Origin of the sequence: Pseudomonas farris, from assembly GCF_019145235.1 — a bacterium.
Taxonomy (GTDB): Bacteria; Pseudomonadota; Gammaproteobacteria; order Pseudomonadales; family Pseudomonadaceae; genus Aquipseudomonas; species Aquipseudomonas farris.
Map to the genome: position 1 here is coordinate 313,615 of NZ_JAHSTV010000001.1, position 13,426 is coordinate 327,040.

Below are 13,426 nucleotides of genomic sequence, written 5' to 3' on the forward strand. Positions count from 1 at the left end.
AAACCCTGGCCGCCGCTTATCCAGCGCGGCCCGGGGGATAACCGATACCCAAGGAGATCCAATCATGGCTTTTAATATGCGTAACCGCAGCCTGCTGAGTTTGATGCACCACACCACTCGCGAGCTGAACTACCTGCTGGACCTGTCCCGTGACCTCAAACGCGCCAAGTACACCGGCACCGAGCGTCCACACCTGCAAGGCAAAAACATCGCGCTGATCTTCGAAAAAACCTCGACCCGCACCCGGTGCGCCTTCGAAGTCGCGGCCCATGACCAGGGCGCTCACGTCACCTACATCGACCCGGTGTCGTCACAGATCGGCCACAAGGAAAGCATGAAAGACACCGCCCGCGTGCTCGGGCGGATGTTCGATGCCATCGAGTACCGTGGCTTCGAACAGGAAATCGTCGAAGAGCTGGCGAAGTTCGCCGGCGTGCCGGTGTTCAACGGCCTGACCGCTGAATTCCACCCGACGCAAATGATCGCCGACACCCTGACCATGCGCGAACACAGCGACAAGCCGCTGCACGACATCAGCTACGCCTACCTCGGCGATGCCCGCTACAACATGGGTAACTCGCTGTTGATGATCGGCGCCAAACTCGGCATGGACGTGCGCATCGCCGCACCGAAAGCGCTATGGCCACATCAGGACTTCATCGATCAGTGCAAAGCCTTCGCCGAGGAAAGCGGCGCGCGCATCACCATCACCGAAGACCCGAAAGAAGCGGTCAAGGGCGTGGACTTCATCCACACCGACATCTGGGTATCGATGGGTGAGCCGGTGGAAGCGTGGGACGAGCGCATCGAGCAACTGCTGCCGTACCAGGTCAACGCCGACATGATGAAGGCCTCGGGCAACCCGCGCGTGAAATTCATGCACTGCCTGCCGGCGTTCCACAACAGCGAAACCAAGGTCGGCAAAGACATCGCCGCGCGCTATCCGCACCTGGCCAACGGGGTTGAAGTGACCGAAGACGTCTTCGAATCGCCGGCCAACATCGCCTTTGAGCAAGCGGAAAACCGCATGCACACCATCAAGGCGATTCTGGTGTCGGCGCTGGCGGATATCTAACGGCTCACTCGGGTCTCCCTGACGAAACACGGTCAATGTGGGAGCGGGCTTGCTCGCGAAAGCGGTCTGACAGGGAACATTGATGTCGACTGACACGCCGCCTTCGCGAGCAAGCCCGCTCCCACACAAACCCGGTTCCCACAGGGAGATCGAGTTACCCGCCCTCTATTTAGAAGGACTGCATTATGCGTATCGTCGTTGCTCTGGGCGGTAACGCCCTGCTCCGCCGGGGTGAACCCATGACCGCGGACAATCAGCGCGCCAACATCCGGATCGCCACCGAACAGATCGCCAAGGTTTATTCCGGCAACCAACTGGTGATCGCTCACGGCAATGGTCCGCAGGTCGGCCTGTTGTCGCTGCAAGCCGCGGCCTACACCCAGGTTTCCGCTTACCCGCTGGATGTGCTGGGTGCTGAAACCGAAGGCATGATCGGCTACATCATCGAACAGGAACTGGGCAACCTGCTGGACTTCGAAGTCCCGTTCGCCACCCTGCTGACCCAGGTCGAAGTCGACGCCAACGACCCGGCGTTCCAGGCCCCCAGCAAACCCATCGGCCCGGTCTACACCAAGGCCGAAGCGGAAAAACTCGCTGCCGAGAAAGGCTGGGCGATTGCTCCGGACGGCGACAAATTCCGCCGCGTGGTGGCCAGCCCGAGACCGAAACGCATCTTCGAAATCCGCCCGATCAAGTGGTTGCTGGAAAAAGGCAGCATCGTGATCTGCGCCGGTGGCGGGGGCATCCCGACGATGTACGACGCCAGCGGCAAACTGCAGGGCGTGGAAGCGGTGATCGACAAAGACCTGTGCTCGGCGCTGCTGGCCGAACAACTTGAAAGCGATCTATTGGTGATCGCCACCGACGTCAGCGCCGCGTTCATCGACTTCGGCAAACCCACCCAGAAAGCCATCGCCCAGGCTCACCCCGACGAGATGGAAAAACTCGGCTTCGCGGCCGGCTCCATGGGACCAAAGGTCCAGGCGGCCTGCGAGTTCGCCCGCCATACTGGAAAAACCGCGGTGATCGGTTCACTCTCGGACATCGAAGCGATCGTCCAGGGCAAGGCCGGCACCCGCATCAGTACGGCGACACCTGGCATAACTTACTTGTAAGGAGAGACGTCAATGGCAACGTTTGAGCCCGGTCATCTGCACATCGAGCGCCACGCGCTGACCCCGGATGATGTCAACTACAACGTGCACCTCGACTATGAGGTCACGCAGGATCCCAAGAAAGGCAAGGGGATGCTGTTCACCATGCACGGCAGCATGCAGGGAAAGGAGATGACGGAGACCTTCTTTCTACCCAAGGAGGAGGCTTACAACTTCGCCAACAACGTGACGAAAATCGCCGAGAAGTACGGAATCCCGAAGACACACAGCCAGATCGGCTCGATTCACAAGCATTACGATTTAATGTTTGAAGACATCCGCAAGCAGTTGGATATGAAATCCGGCGACCCGGTAAACCTCGAGAACTTCGAATAACCCACTGACCTTGTGGGAGCGGGCTTGCTCGCGAAAACGGTGTGACAGGCAATACTAATGTCGACTGATACTCCGCTTTCGCGAGCAAGCCCGCTCCCACATTGGATCGATATAGCCCCGAAGTCCTGCGCAGGATTTCACCTAAGACCCGCCCCAAGGCATACTTGCCACCCTCCGCACTCCAGAACCCAACCGCCCCATGCGCATCCACGTCAGTTTCATCGACCGCGTCGGCATCACCCAGGAAGTCCTGGCCCTGCTCGGTGGGCGCAATCTCAATCTGGATGCGGTGGAAATGGTGCCGCCCAACGTCTACATCGACGCCCCGACCTTGAGCCCGGCAGTGCTCGAAGAGCTGCGCGACGCGCTGTTCAGCGTGCGCGGCGTGCAAGCGGTGACGGTGGTCGACATCCTTCCCGGCCAGCGCCGTCACTTGCAGCTCGATGCGTTACTCGCCGCCATGACCGACCCGGTATTGGCCCTCGACAGCGCTGGCAAGGTGCTGCTGGCCAACCCGGCGCTGATTGCCCTGTATGGCCGCGAACCTGCAGGTGAAAGCATCAGCGAGCTGTTTGCCGATCCGGCACTGCTCGACACGTTGCTGGAAAACGGCTTCCGCCTGCCCCTGCGCGAGATCACCGTCAACGGTCAGACCCTGCTGTTGGACGCCACGCCAATCACCGACGCCGGTGCGCTGCTGACCCTGTACCAACCGAACCGCATCGGCGAACGCCTCTCGGCGCTGCACCACGACCACGCCGAAGGCTTCGATGCCTTGCTCGGTGAATCCCCGGCCATTCGTACGCTCAAAGCCCGCGCTCAACGAGTCGCAGCCCTTGATGCTCCGTTGCTGATCCAGGGCGAGACCGGCACCGGTAAAGAACTGGTGGCCCGCGCCTGCCACGCCATCAGCGCCCGCCACAGTTCGCCGTTCCTGGCCTTGAACTGCGCCGCACTGCCGGAAAACCTCGCCGAAAGCGAACTGTTCGGCTACGCCCCTGGCGCCTTCACCGGCGCGCAACGGGGCGGCAAACCGGGGCTGATGGAACTGGCCAACCAGGGCACGGTATTTCTCGACGAGATCGGTGAAATGTCGCCGTACTTGCAGGCGAAATTGCTGCGTTTTCTCAACGATGGCAGCTTCCGTCGGGTCGGTGGCGATCGCGAAGTGAAGGTCAATGTGCGGATCCTCAGCGCGACCCACCGCGATCTGGAAAAAATGGTCAGTGAAGGCACCTTCCGCGAAGACCTGTTCTATCGCCTCAACGTGCTGAATGTTGAAGTGCCGCCGTTGCGCGAGCGCGGCCAGGACATTCTGCTGCTGGCGCGCTACTTCATGCAGCAGGCCTGCGCGCAGATCCAGCGACCGGTCTGTCGCCTTGCGCCGGGCACTTATCCCGCGCTGCTGGGCAACCGTTGGCCGGGTAATGTGCGGCAACTGCAGAACGTGATCTTCCGTGCCGCGGCGATTTGCGAAAGCAGCCTGGTGGACATCGGCGACCTCGATATCGCCGGCACCTCCGTGGCGCGCCAGAGCGACAGCGAGGTCGATAGTCTCGAACAGGCCATGGAAGAGTTCGAGAAAACCCTGCTGGAAAAGCTCTACGTCAGCTACCCCTCGACTCGTCAATTGGCCAGCCGCCTGCAAACCTCCCACACCGCGATTGCCCATCGGTTGCGTAAGTACGGCATACCCAACAAACCTTAACGCATCACTCGGTCAACTGTGGGAGCGGGCTTGCTCGCGAAAGCGATGGGTCAGTCACCATCAATGTTGTCTGACCCACCGCTTTCGCGAGCAAGCCCGCTCCCACAGGGGTCTGCGCTGTTTTCAAAATCGTTTTCAAAAACGACCTCCATCTGTACTGAAAGCGCTACAGCGGAACGATATCGATACACCCTCTCCTGAACACCGCTGCGCAAGGCTTTGATCCACCTCAGCTTTTTTCTTCAGTCTGTGCTGTAGCGATTTCGCTACAGCCAGTCCTTTTCAGTCTTTCGTAAAAACCAACAACTAATTGATTTATAAAGAAAAAATAACATTGGCCGCGATTTTGCTAAGTAACCCTTCATAAATCAGGGCATTGCCCGAGCATTCAATCGCGTCCACCAGACGAGTCTGGCCCCCCTTAGGAGTTTCCATGAGCGAGTTGCGTTTTACTGAAGATCACGAATGGCTGCGCACCGAAGCTGACGGCACCGTCACCGTCGGCATCACTGCATTCGCACAGAACGCCCTGGGCGACGTGGTTTTCGTACAACTGCCTGAGCTGCAGTCCTACGACAAAGGCGCCGAAGCCGCCACCGTGGAATCGGTAAAAGCCGCCAGCGGCGTGTACATGCCACTCGACGGCGAAGTGCTGGAAGTGAACCCGGCGCTGGACAGCAGCCCTGAACTGGTCAACGAAGATCCGCTGGGCGAAGGCTGGTTCTTCCGCTTCCAGCCAACCGACGCCTCGGCTGTCGGCCAACTGCTGGATCAAGACGCTTACGACCGTCTGATCAAAGCCAACGCTGAAGCCTGAGGAACACTGACATGACTCAAGTACTTCCTGTTTCTGTAAATGTCAGCACCGCCAACGAATTCATCGCGCGCCACATCGGCCCGCGTTCGGGCGACGAGCAAGCCATGCTCAACAGCCTGGGCTTTGACTCCCTGGAAGCCCTGAGCGCCAGCGTCATTCCCGACAGCATCAAGGGCACCAGCGTCCTCGGCCTGGAAGACGGCCTGAGTGAAGCGGATGCCCTGGCGCTGATCAAATCCATCGCCGGCAAAAACCAACTGTTCAAGACCTACATCGGCCAGGGCTACTACGGCACTCACACGCCGTCGCCGATCCTGCGCAACCTGCTGGAAAACCCGGCCTGGTACACCGCTTACACCCCGTACCAACCAGAAATTTCCCAGGGCCGTCTCGAAGCGCTGCTGAACTTCCAGACCCTCATCAGCGACCTGACCGGCCTGCCGATCGCCAACGCCTCGCTGCTGGACGAAGCCACCGCCGCTGCCGAAGCCATGACCTTCTGCAAACGCCTGAGCAAGAACAAAGGCAGCCACGCGTTCTTCGCCTCGGTGCATTGCCACCCGCAAACCCTCGACGTTTTGCGCACCCGTGCCGAGCCGTTGGGCATCGACGTGGTGGTCGGCGACGAGCGCGAACTGACTGACGTGACGCCGTTCTTCGGCGCCCTGCTGCAATACCCGGCCAGCAACGGTGACGTGTTCGACTACCGCGAACTGACCGAGCGTTTCCACGCGGCTAATGCGCTGGTCGCAGTCGCGGCCGACCTGCTGGCCCTGACCGTGCTGACCCCGCCGGGCGAGTTCGGCGCTGACGTGGCCATCGGCAGCGCTCAACGCTTCGGCGTGCCGCTGGGCTTCGGTGGTCCGCACGCGGCCTACTTCTCCACCCGTGATGCGTTCAAACGCGACATGCCAGGCCGTCTGGTTGGCGTGTCCGTGGACCGTTTCGGCAAGCCGGCCCTGCGCCTGGCCATGCAGACCCGCGAGCAACATATCCGCCGCGAGAAAGCCACCAGCAACATCTGCACCGCCCAAGTGCTGCTGGCCAACATCGCCAGCATGTACGCCGTGTACCACGGTCCGAAAGGACTGACGCAGATCGCCAAGCGCATACATCACCTGACCGCGATCCTCGCAAAAGGCTTGAGCGCATTGGGCCTGACCGTCGAGCAAACCAGCTTCTTCGACACGCTGACGCTCAAGACCGGCGCGCAAACAGCTGCTTTGCACGACAAGGCGCGTGCTCAGAAGATCAACCTGCGTGTTGTAGATGGCGAGCGTCTGGGCCTGTCCCTGGACGAAACCACCAGCCAGGCTGACGTTGAAACCCTGTGGAGCGTGCTGGCCGACGGCAAGGCGCTGCCAGACTTCGCCGCCCTCGCCGCTTCGGTCGAAAGCACCCTCCCGGCCGCTCTGGTTCGCCAATCGCCGATCCTCAGCCACCCGGTGTTCAACCGTTATCATTCGGAAACCGAGCTGATGCGCTACCTGCGCAAGCTCGCCGACAAGGACCTGGCCCTGGATCGCACCATGATCCCGCTGGGTTCCTGCACCATGAAACTCAACGCCGCCAGCGAAATGATCCCGGTGACCTGGGCTGAATTCGGTGCCCTGCACCCGTTCGCCCCGGCCGAGCAAAGCGCCGGTTATCAGCAGCTGACGGATGAACTGGAAGCGATGCTCTGCGCCGCCACCGGTTACGACTCGATCTCCCTGCAACCGAACGCCGGTTCCCAAGGTGAATACGCTGGCCTGCTGGCGATTCGTGCGTACCACCAGAGCCGTGGCGAAGACCGTCGCGACATCTGCCTGATCCCGTCGTCCGCCCACGGCACCAACCCGGCCACCGCCAACATGGCTGGCATGCGTGTAGTCGTGACCGCGTGCGATGCCCGAGGCAACGTCGACATCGAAGACCTGCGCGCCAAGGCCATCGAGCACCGCGAACACCTCGCTGCGCTGATGATCACCTACCCGTCGACCCACGGCGTGTTCGAAGAAGGCATCCGCGAAATCTGCGGCATCATTCACGACAACGGCGGCCAGGTGTACATCGACGGCGCCAACATGAACGCCATGGTCGGCCTCTGCGCACCGGGCAAGTTCGGCGGCGACGTGTCCCACCTGAACCTGCACAAAACCTTCTGCATTCCCCATGGCGGTGGCGGCCCGGGCGTCGGCCCGATTGGCGTCAAGTCGCACCTGACCCCATTCCTGCCGGGCCACGCCCAGATGGAACGTAAGGAAGGCGCGGTCTGCGCGGCACCGTTCGGCAGCGCGAGCATTCTGCCGATCACTTGGATGTACATTCGAATGATGGGGGGCGCGGGTCTCCAGCGTGCTTCGCAATTGGCGATCCTGAATGCCAACTACATTTCCCGTCGCCTCGAAGAGCATTACCCAGTGTTGTACACCGGCAGCAATGGCCTGGTGGCGCACGAATGCATCCTCGACCTGCGTCCGTTGAAAGACAGCAGCGGCATCAGTGTCGATGACGTCGCCAAGCGCCTGATCGACTTCGGCTTCCACGCCCCGACCATGTCGTTCCCAGTGGCCGGCACGTTGATGATCGAGCCGACCGAAAGCGAATCCAAGGAAGAACTGGACCGCTTCTGCGACGCCATGATCCGTATCCGCGAAGAAATCCGCGCGGTGGAAAACGGCACGCTGGACAAGGACGACAACCCGCTGAAAAACGCGCCACACACCGCCGCGGAAATCGTCGGCGAGTGGACTCACCCGTACAGCCGCGAGCAAGCGGTGTATCCGGTTGCGTCGCTGATCGAAGGCAAGTACTGGCCACCGGTCGGTCGCGTCGACAACGTCTTCGGCGATCGCAACCTGGTCTGCGCCTGCCCGTCGATCGAAAGCTACGCTTGATCTATAGGGGGCGGGTTCGCTCGCCCCCATTTTCAAGAACACCACAAAACCCTGTGGGAGCTGGCTTGCCTGCGATGGCGGTGGATCAGCCAACTGAGATGCTGACTGACCCACCGCCATCGCAGGCAAGCCAGCTCCCACAGGATCGTATTTAGTCAAAAGATTTTCGCCAATTCCTATAACAAGAAACCGGAGAACAACCATGTCGTTAAGCGTGTTCGACCTGTTCAAGATTGGCATCGGCCCCTCCAGCTCCCACACCGTCGGCCCGATGCGTGCCGCTGCGCGTTTCGCCGAAGGTCTGCGCCGTGAAGGGCTGCTGGCCGCAACCTCCTGCGTCAAAGTCGAGCTCTACGGCTCGCTCGGCGCCACCGGCAAAGGCCACGGCAGCGACAAGGCTGTGTTGCTGGGCCTGGAAGGCGAACACCCGGATACCGTAGACACCGAAACCGTCGCCGCTCGCCTGCAAGAAATTCGTGGCAACGGTCGCCTGAACCTGCTCGGCGAACACAGCATTGCGTTCAACGAGAAAGAACACCTGGCGATGATTCGCAAACCGTTGGCCTATCACCCCAACGGCATGATCTTTCGCGCATTCGATGCGGCGGGCATACAAATCCGCAGCCGCGAGTACTACTCGGTCGGTGGCGGGTTCGTCGTCGATGAAGACGCCGCTGGCGCCGACCGGATCGTCGAAGACGCGACTCCCCTGACCTTCCCGTTCAAAAGCGCCAAGGACCTGCTCGGTCATTGCACCACCTATGGTTTATCAATCAGTCAGGTGATGCTGACCAACGAAAGCGCCTGGCGCCCCGAAGCGGAAACCCGTGCCGGTTTGCTGAAGATCTGGCAAGTGATGCAGGACTGCGTCACCGCTGGTTGCCGCAATGAAGGCATCCTTCCTGGTGGACTGAAGGTCAAACGTCGGGCCGCGGCGCTGCATCGGCAACTGTGCAACAACCCGGAATCATCGCTGCGCGATCCGCTGTCGGTGCTGGACTGGGTCAACCTGTACGCCCTGGCAGTCAACGAAGAAAACGCTAACGGTGGGCGCGTGGTTACCGCACCCACCAATGGCGCGGCCGGAATCATCCCGGCGGTGCTGCATTACTACATGCGCTTCATCCCCGGGGCCAACGAAGATGGCGTCGTGCGCTTTCTACTGACGGCCGCCGCGATCGGCATTCTGTACAAGGAAAACGCCTCGATCTCCGGCGCCGAAGTCGGCTGTCAGGGCGAGGTTGGCGTCGCCTGTTCCATGGCCGCCGGCGCCTTGTGTGAAGTGCTGGGCGGCACGGTGCAGCAGGTAGAAAACGCCGCCGAAATCGGCATGGAACACAACCTCGGCCTGACCTGCGACCCGATTGGCGGGTTGGTGCAAGTGCCTTGCATCGAGCGCAACGCCATGGGTTCGGTCAAGGCCATCAATGCGGTGCGTATGGCCCTGCGCGGCGACGGTCAGCACTTCGTCTCCCTCGACAAAGTCATTCGCACCATGCGCCAGACCGGCGCCGACATGAAAAGCAAATACAAGGAAACCGCCCGTGGCGGTTTGGCGGTCAACATTATCGAGTGCTGATGCGCGCATCTGCACTATTTTCAGGAGCTGGATATGTCCACCGAACAATTGTTGAAAACCCCGTTGCACGCACTGCACCTCGAACTCGGCGCCCGCATGGTGCCGTTTGCCGGCTACGACATGCCGGTGCAATACCCGTTGGGCGTGATGAAAGAACACCAGCACACCCGTGATCAAGCCGGGCTGTTCGATGTGTCGCACATGGGCCAGATACGCCTGACCGGCGCCAACGCGGCCAAAGCCCTGGAAACCCTGGTGCCGGTGGACATCATCGACCTGCCGGTGGGCATGCAGCGCTACGCGATGTTCACCAACGAGACCGGCAGCATCCTTGACGACCTGATGGTCGCCAACCTCGGTAACGACGAACTGTTCCTGGTGGTCAACGCGGCCTGCAAGGATCAGGACCTGGCGCACCTGCGCAAACATATCGGTGACCAGTGCACCATCGAGCCACTGTTCGAAGAGCGCGCGTTGCTCGCGTTGCAAGGCCCGGCTGCCGTTACCGTGCTCGCACGCCTGGCGCCTGAAGTGGCGAAGATGACCTTCATGCAGTTCGCCCGCGTGAAGCTGTTGGGCGTGGACTGCTTTGTCAGCCGTTCAGGCTACACCGGCGAAGACGGTTTCGAAATCTCCGTACCAGCGGCCAACGCCGAAGCCCTGGCTCGCGCCCTGCTGGCCGAACCGGAAGTCGCGGCCATCGGCCTCGGCGCTCGCGACTCCCTGCGCCTGGAAGCCGGCCTGTGCCTCTACGGCCACGACATGAACACCGAAACCACCCCAATCGAAGCGAGCCTGCTGTGGGCTATCTCCAAGCCTCGTCGTGCCGATGGCGCTCGGGCCGGTGGCTTCCCTGGCGCTGAAACGGTGTTCGCCCAGCAGCAAGCGGGTGTCAGCCGCAAACGCGTTGGCCTGTTGCCGCAGGAACGTACGCCAGTGCGCGAAGGTGCGGAAATCGTCAACGAAGCCGGCGAAATCATCGGCAGCGTGTGCAGCGGCGGTTTCGGTCCGACCCTTGGCGGTCCTTTGGCCATGGGTTACCTCGACGGCGCTTACATCGCTTTGGATACGCCGGTTTGGGCAATTGTTCGTGGGAAAAAGGTGCCTTTGCTTGTAAGCAAAATGCCATTTGTTCCACAACGCTACTATCGCGGTTGATTGACTGTTTCTATAAGTAACGCGGTTGCGTTAACAGTGCACTAATCTGTAACGCAGCCGCCATAAAACAGTGCGAACGTTTCGTTTATGAACGTTACTTATAACGATCGAAAACAACTGAACAACTCTATCGAATAAGCCTGCGCTAGTGCCCTAGTGACTGTCACCAACCCGAGGAAATACGGGCCTTCGCAGGGCTTGTTTTTTCTCCCGTAGTTGGCGTAGAGTTTGTTCACTGTGTTTGCATGGGTCGCTTGGAATCGTGACCTGGGCAGTAGCCTACAAGTTAGCTACATCCCGTTCGACGTCTTCTTACTCTCCTGCAACCAGCCCCAGTACTCTTTCACGAGAAGGAGACTGTCATTCATTTTTGCGTCAAAGGAAATAAGAAATGTCCCAACGTCAGAGCGGTACCGTCAAGTGGTTTAACGACGAGAAAGGTTTTGGTTTTATCACTCCAGAAAGCGGTCCGGATCTGTTCGTACATTTCCGCGCTATTCAGGGCAACGGCTTCAAGAGCCTGAAAGAAGGCCAGAAAGTGACTTTCGTTGCTGTGCAAGGCCAGAAAGGCATGCAGGCTGACGAAGTACAAGCAGAAGCCTGATCTTCTGTAACGAAAAAGCCCCTGATACTGATATCAGGGGCTTTTTTGTGCGCGTAAATCCGTAAAATGGCTTCTTTTTCCGTTCAGAGGCTGCCATGTCGAAACACCTGCTCAACCCACAGGGCGACTTCCCCGCCGTCGGCCTGGGTCGTCGCCTGGCAGCGATGTTCTACGACTTTCTGTTATGCACTGCCCTGCTGATCGTCACCAGCGGCATTTACAAGATGATCCAGATGGCGATCATCGGCGAAGGCCAAATGCGAGCTATGACCGACGCTGGCGCACTGGACGGTGATCCGCTGTTATCGACGGTGCTGTTGTTCGTGCTGTTCGGTTTCTTTGCCAAGTTCTGGACTTGGTCGGGGCAGACTCTGGGGATGCAGGTCTGGGGCATCCGCGTGCAAAACGCCGATGGCTCATCCATCAGCCTGTGGCAGGCGCTGCTGCGCTTTGTGGTGTCGATCGCGTCCTGGCTATGCCTCGGGCTGGGATTCTTCTGGTCGCTGTTCGACAAGCAGAAGCGCAGCTGGCATGACATCTATTCCAATACCCAGCTCGTGCGGATCCCGAAGAAAACCAAGTAATTTTGCCGTATGAAAATCACTGTGGGAGCGGGCTTGCTCGCGAAATCGGTGTGTCAGACAACATCAATGTTGACTGATACGCCCTCTTCGCGAGCAAGCCCGCTCCCACAGTTTTTGCGGTTTGACTGACAGACCTTAAGCGTTGCCGGCCAACTTCATCCGCGCCGCCTGAGTGAAATCAAGCATCCGCTTCAACGGCCGCACCGCCTGTGGAATCAACGCCGGATCAACGAAGATCTCGTTGGTCCCTTCACGCAAGCTCTTCAGCGTGCGCTCAAGCGTATTCATCGCCATCCACGGGCAATGCGCGCAACTGCGGCACGCTGCGCCGTTACCGGCCGTTGGCGCTTCGATAAAGACCTTGTCCGGGCATAGCTGCTGCATCTTGTAGAAGATGCCGCGGTCGGTGGCGACGATCAGGGTCTTGTTCGGCAGACTTTGCGCAGCAGCGATCAGCTGACTGGTGGAACCCACCGCGTCGGCCAACTCGATGACGGCGGTCGGCGACTCCGGGTGCACCAGAATGGCCGCGTCCGGGTACAGCGCTTTCATGTCTTCGAGCTGCTTGGCCTTGAACTCTTCGTGGACGATGCAGGCACCGTCCCACAGCAGCATGTCGGCGCCGGTCTTGCGCTGGATGTAAGTGCCCAGGTGCTTGTCCGGAGCCCAGATGATGGTTTCGCCGTTATCCATCAGGCTTTCGACGATTTCCAGCGCACAGCTGGAAGTCACCACCCAGTCCGCCCGCGCTTTGACCGCCGCCGAAGTGTTGGCATACACCACCACCGTACGTTCCGGATGCTGATCGCAGAACGCCGAGAACTCGTCTACCGGGCAACCCAGGTCCAGCGAGCAAGTCGCTTCCAGGGTCGGCATCAGTATGCGTTTTTCAGGGTTGAGGATTTTCGCGGTTTCGCCCATGAACTTCACGCCGGCGACCACCACGGTCTTGGCCGGGTGGGCATTGCCGAAGCGGGCCATCTCCAGAGAGTCGGAGACGCAGCCACCGGTTTCTTCGGCAAGGGCCTGAATGACCGGATCGCAATAGAAGTGGGCAACCAGCACCGCGTCCTGAGCCTTGAGCTCGGCAGCGATGGCAGTACGGTAATAAGCCTCTTCCTCGGCGGTCAGCGGTTTGGGCTGCTTGGCGTCGAGGTGGGCTTGAACCAGAAGGCGTTCGGAAATCTGCGTCATGTTCGCAAGACCTGCAGGCGCTTTCGCGCGAAAGTCGAGTATACACCCGGCTCCGGACCCTTCAGGGTACCGCCGGGAGAGTGAGTATTCATCAGGCGTGGATAGCGTTGAAGCTGCGCAAGGCTACAGAATATCCCGTGGATGCAAAAGATGATTCTGACCTGCGTCACCCGGACTGAGTCGACCTCAAATCGCGGGCAAAAAAAAACCCGGAAATCCTCACTTACGTGGGCCTTCCAGATTTTTTAAAATGGTGGGTCGTGTGGGATTCGAACCTACGACCAATTGGTTAAAAGCCAACTGCTCTACCAACTGAGCTAACGACCCGCTGTGTGGTG

At 60.0% G+C, this 13,426-nt stretch carries 11 protein-coding genes and 1 tRNA gene; 10 read left to right on the forward strand and 2 right to left on the reverse strand.

The window, feature by feature from the left end; all coding sequences use genetic code 11:
- The first annotated feature begins 64 nt into the window (after positions 1–64).
- The 10 genes from KVG95_RS01425 to KVG95_RS01470 all read left to right on the forward strand — a co-directional run bounded on the left by KVG95_RS01425 (position 65) and on the right by KVG95_RS01470 (position 11,894).
- Entirely contained in the window at positions 65–1,075 is a 1,011-nt protein-coding gene (locus KVG95_RS01425; RefSeq protein ID WP_052967949.1) for an ornithine carbamoyltransferase, read from the forward strand.
- A 185-nt stretch (positions 1,076–1,260) separates the two neighbouring features.
- Positions 1,261–2,190, forward strand: coding sequence for a carbamate kinase (gene arcC, locus KVG95_RS01430; protein ID WP_217854258.1), 930 nt, complete (start codon positions 1,261–1,263; stop codon positions 2,188–2,190).
- A gap of 12 nt (positions 2,191–2,202) precedes the next feature.
- Positions 2,203–2,565, forward strand: coding sequence for a DUF5064 family protein (locus KVG95_RS01435; protein WP_217854259.1), 363 nt, complete (start codon positions 2,203–2,205; stop codon positions 2,563–2,565).
- Positions 2,566–2,764: 199 nt separating this feature from the next.
- Entirely contained in the window at positions 2,765–4,273 is a 1,509-nt protein-coding gene (gene gcsR, locus KVG95_RS01440; protein ID WP_123357924.1) for a transcriptional regulator GcsR, read from the forward strand.
- Between the two features lie 433 nt (positions 4,274–4,706).
- Positions 4,707–5,090, forward strand: a complete 384-nt coding sequence (gene gcvH, locus KVG95_RS01445; protein WP_008005432.1) for a glycine cleavage system protein GcvH — start codon at positions 4,707–4,709, stop codon at positions 5,088–5,090.
- Positions 5,091–5,101: 11 nt separating this feature from the next.
- Positions 5,102–7,969 carry an aminomethyl-transferring glycine dehydrogenase gene (gene gcvP, locus KVG95_RS01450; RefSeq protein WP_217854260.1) on the forward strand — a complete coding sequence of 956 codons (2,868 nt, stop codon included), beginning with the start codon at positions 5,102–5,104 and terminating at the stop codon, positions 7,967–7,969.
- Between the two features lie 202 nt (positions 7,970–8,171).
- The gene (locus KVG95_RS01455; RefSeq protein ID WP_217854261.1) at positions 8,172–9,548 is read left to right on the forward strand and encodes an L-serine ammonia-lyase; all 1,377 of its coding nucleotides are present in this window, start codon (positions 8,172–8,174) and stop codon (positions 9,546–9,548) included.
- A gap of 33 nt (positions 9,549–9,581) precedes the next feature.
- Positions 9,582–10,706 (forward strand): glycine cleavage system aminomethyltransferase GcvT, encoded by a 1,125-nt coding sequence (gene gcvT / locus KVG95_RS01460; RefSeq protein ID WP_217854262.1) that lies wholly within the window; start codon positions 9,582–9,584, stop codon positions 10,704–10,706.
- Positions 10,707–11,097: 391 nt separating this feature from the next.
- Positions 11,098–11,310 (forward strand): cold-shock protein, encoded by a 213-nt coding sequence (locus KVG95_RS01465; RefSeq protein WP_003175786.1) that lies wholly within the window; start codon positions 11,098–11,100, stop codon positions 11,308–11,310.
- A gap of 95 nt (positions 11,311–11,405) precedes the next feature.
- Positions 11,406–11,894 (forward strand): RDD family protein, encoded by a 489-nt coding sequence (locus tag KVG95_RS01470; RefSeq protein WP_052964277.1) that lies wholly within the window; start codon positions 11,406–11,408, stop codon positions 11,892–11,894.
- A 135-nt stretch (positions 11,895–12,029) separates the two neighbouring features.
- Here KVG95_RS01470 and nadA read toward each other — a convergent pair whose 3' ends face one another.
- A complete protein-coding gene (gene nadA, locus KVG95_RS01475) occupies positions 12,030–13,088 on the reverse strand; it encodes a quinolinate synthase NadA (RefSeq protein ID WP_052964278.1) in 1,059 nt (352 codons plus the stop codon).
- Positions 13,089–13,339: 251 nt separating this feature from the next.
- Positions 13,340–13,415 (reverse strand) — tRNA-Lys (locus KVG95_RS01480).
- Positions 13,416–13,426: the final 11 nt, after the last annotated feature.

What these genes read in the sequence shown, in the direction of transcription:
- nadA (WP_052964278.1), bottom strand. Translation starts at nt 13,088, where the DNA reads ATGACGCAGATTTCCGAACGCCTTCTGGTTCAAGCCCACCTCGACGCC.
- gcvT (WP_217854262.1), top strand. Translation starts at nt 9,582, where the DNA reads ATGTCCACCGAACAATTGTTGAAAACCCCGTTGCACGCACTGCACCTC.
- arcC (WP_217854258.1), top strand. Translation starts at nt 1,261, where the DNA reads ATGCGTATCGTCGTTGCTCTGGGCGGTAACGCCCTGCTCCGCCGGGGT.
- KVG95_RS01465 (WP_003175786.1), top strand. Translation starts at nt 11,098, where the DNA reads ATGTCCCAACGTCAGAGCGGTACCGTCAAGTGGTTTAACGACGAGAAA.
- gcsR (WP_123357924.1), top strand. Translation starts at nt 2,765, where the DNA reads ATGCGCATCCACGTCAGTTTCATCGACCGCGTCGGCATCACCCAGGAA.
- gcvP (WP_217854260.1), top strand. Translation starts at nt 5,102, where the DNA reads ATGACTCAAGTACTTCCTGTTTCTGTAAATGTCAGCACCGCCAACGAA.
- KVG95_RS01470 (WP_052964277.1), top strand. Translation starts at nt 11,406, where the DNA reads ATGTCGAAACACCTGCTCAACCCACAGGGCGACTTCCCCGCCGTCGGC.
- KVG95_RS01455 (WP_217854261.1), top strand. Translation starts at nt 8,172, where the DNA reads ATGTCGTTAAGCGTGTTCGACCTGTTCAAGATTGGCATCGGCCCCTCC.
- KVG95_RS01425 (WP_052967949.1), top strand. Translation starts at nt 65, where the DNA reads ATGGCTTTTAATATGCGTAACCGCAGCCTGCTGAGTTTGATGCACCAC.
- KVG95_RS01435 (WP_217854259.1), top strand. Translation starts at nt 2,203, where the DNA reads ATGGCAACGTTTGAGCCCGGTCATCTGCACATCGAGCGCCACGCGCTG.
- gcvH (WP_008005432.1), top strand. Translation starts at nt 4,707, where the DNA reads ATGAGCGAGTTGCGTTTTACTGAAGATCACGAATGGCTGCGCACCGAA.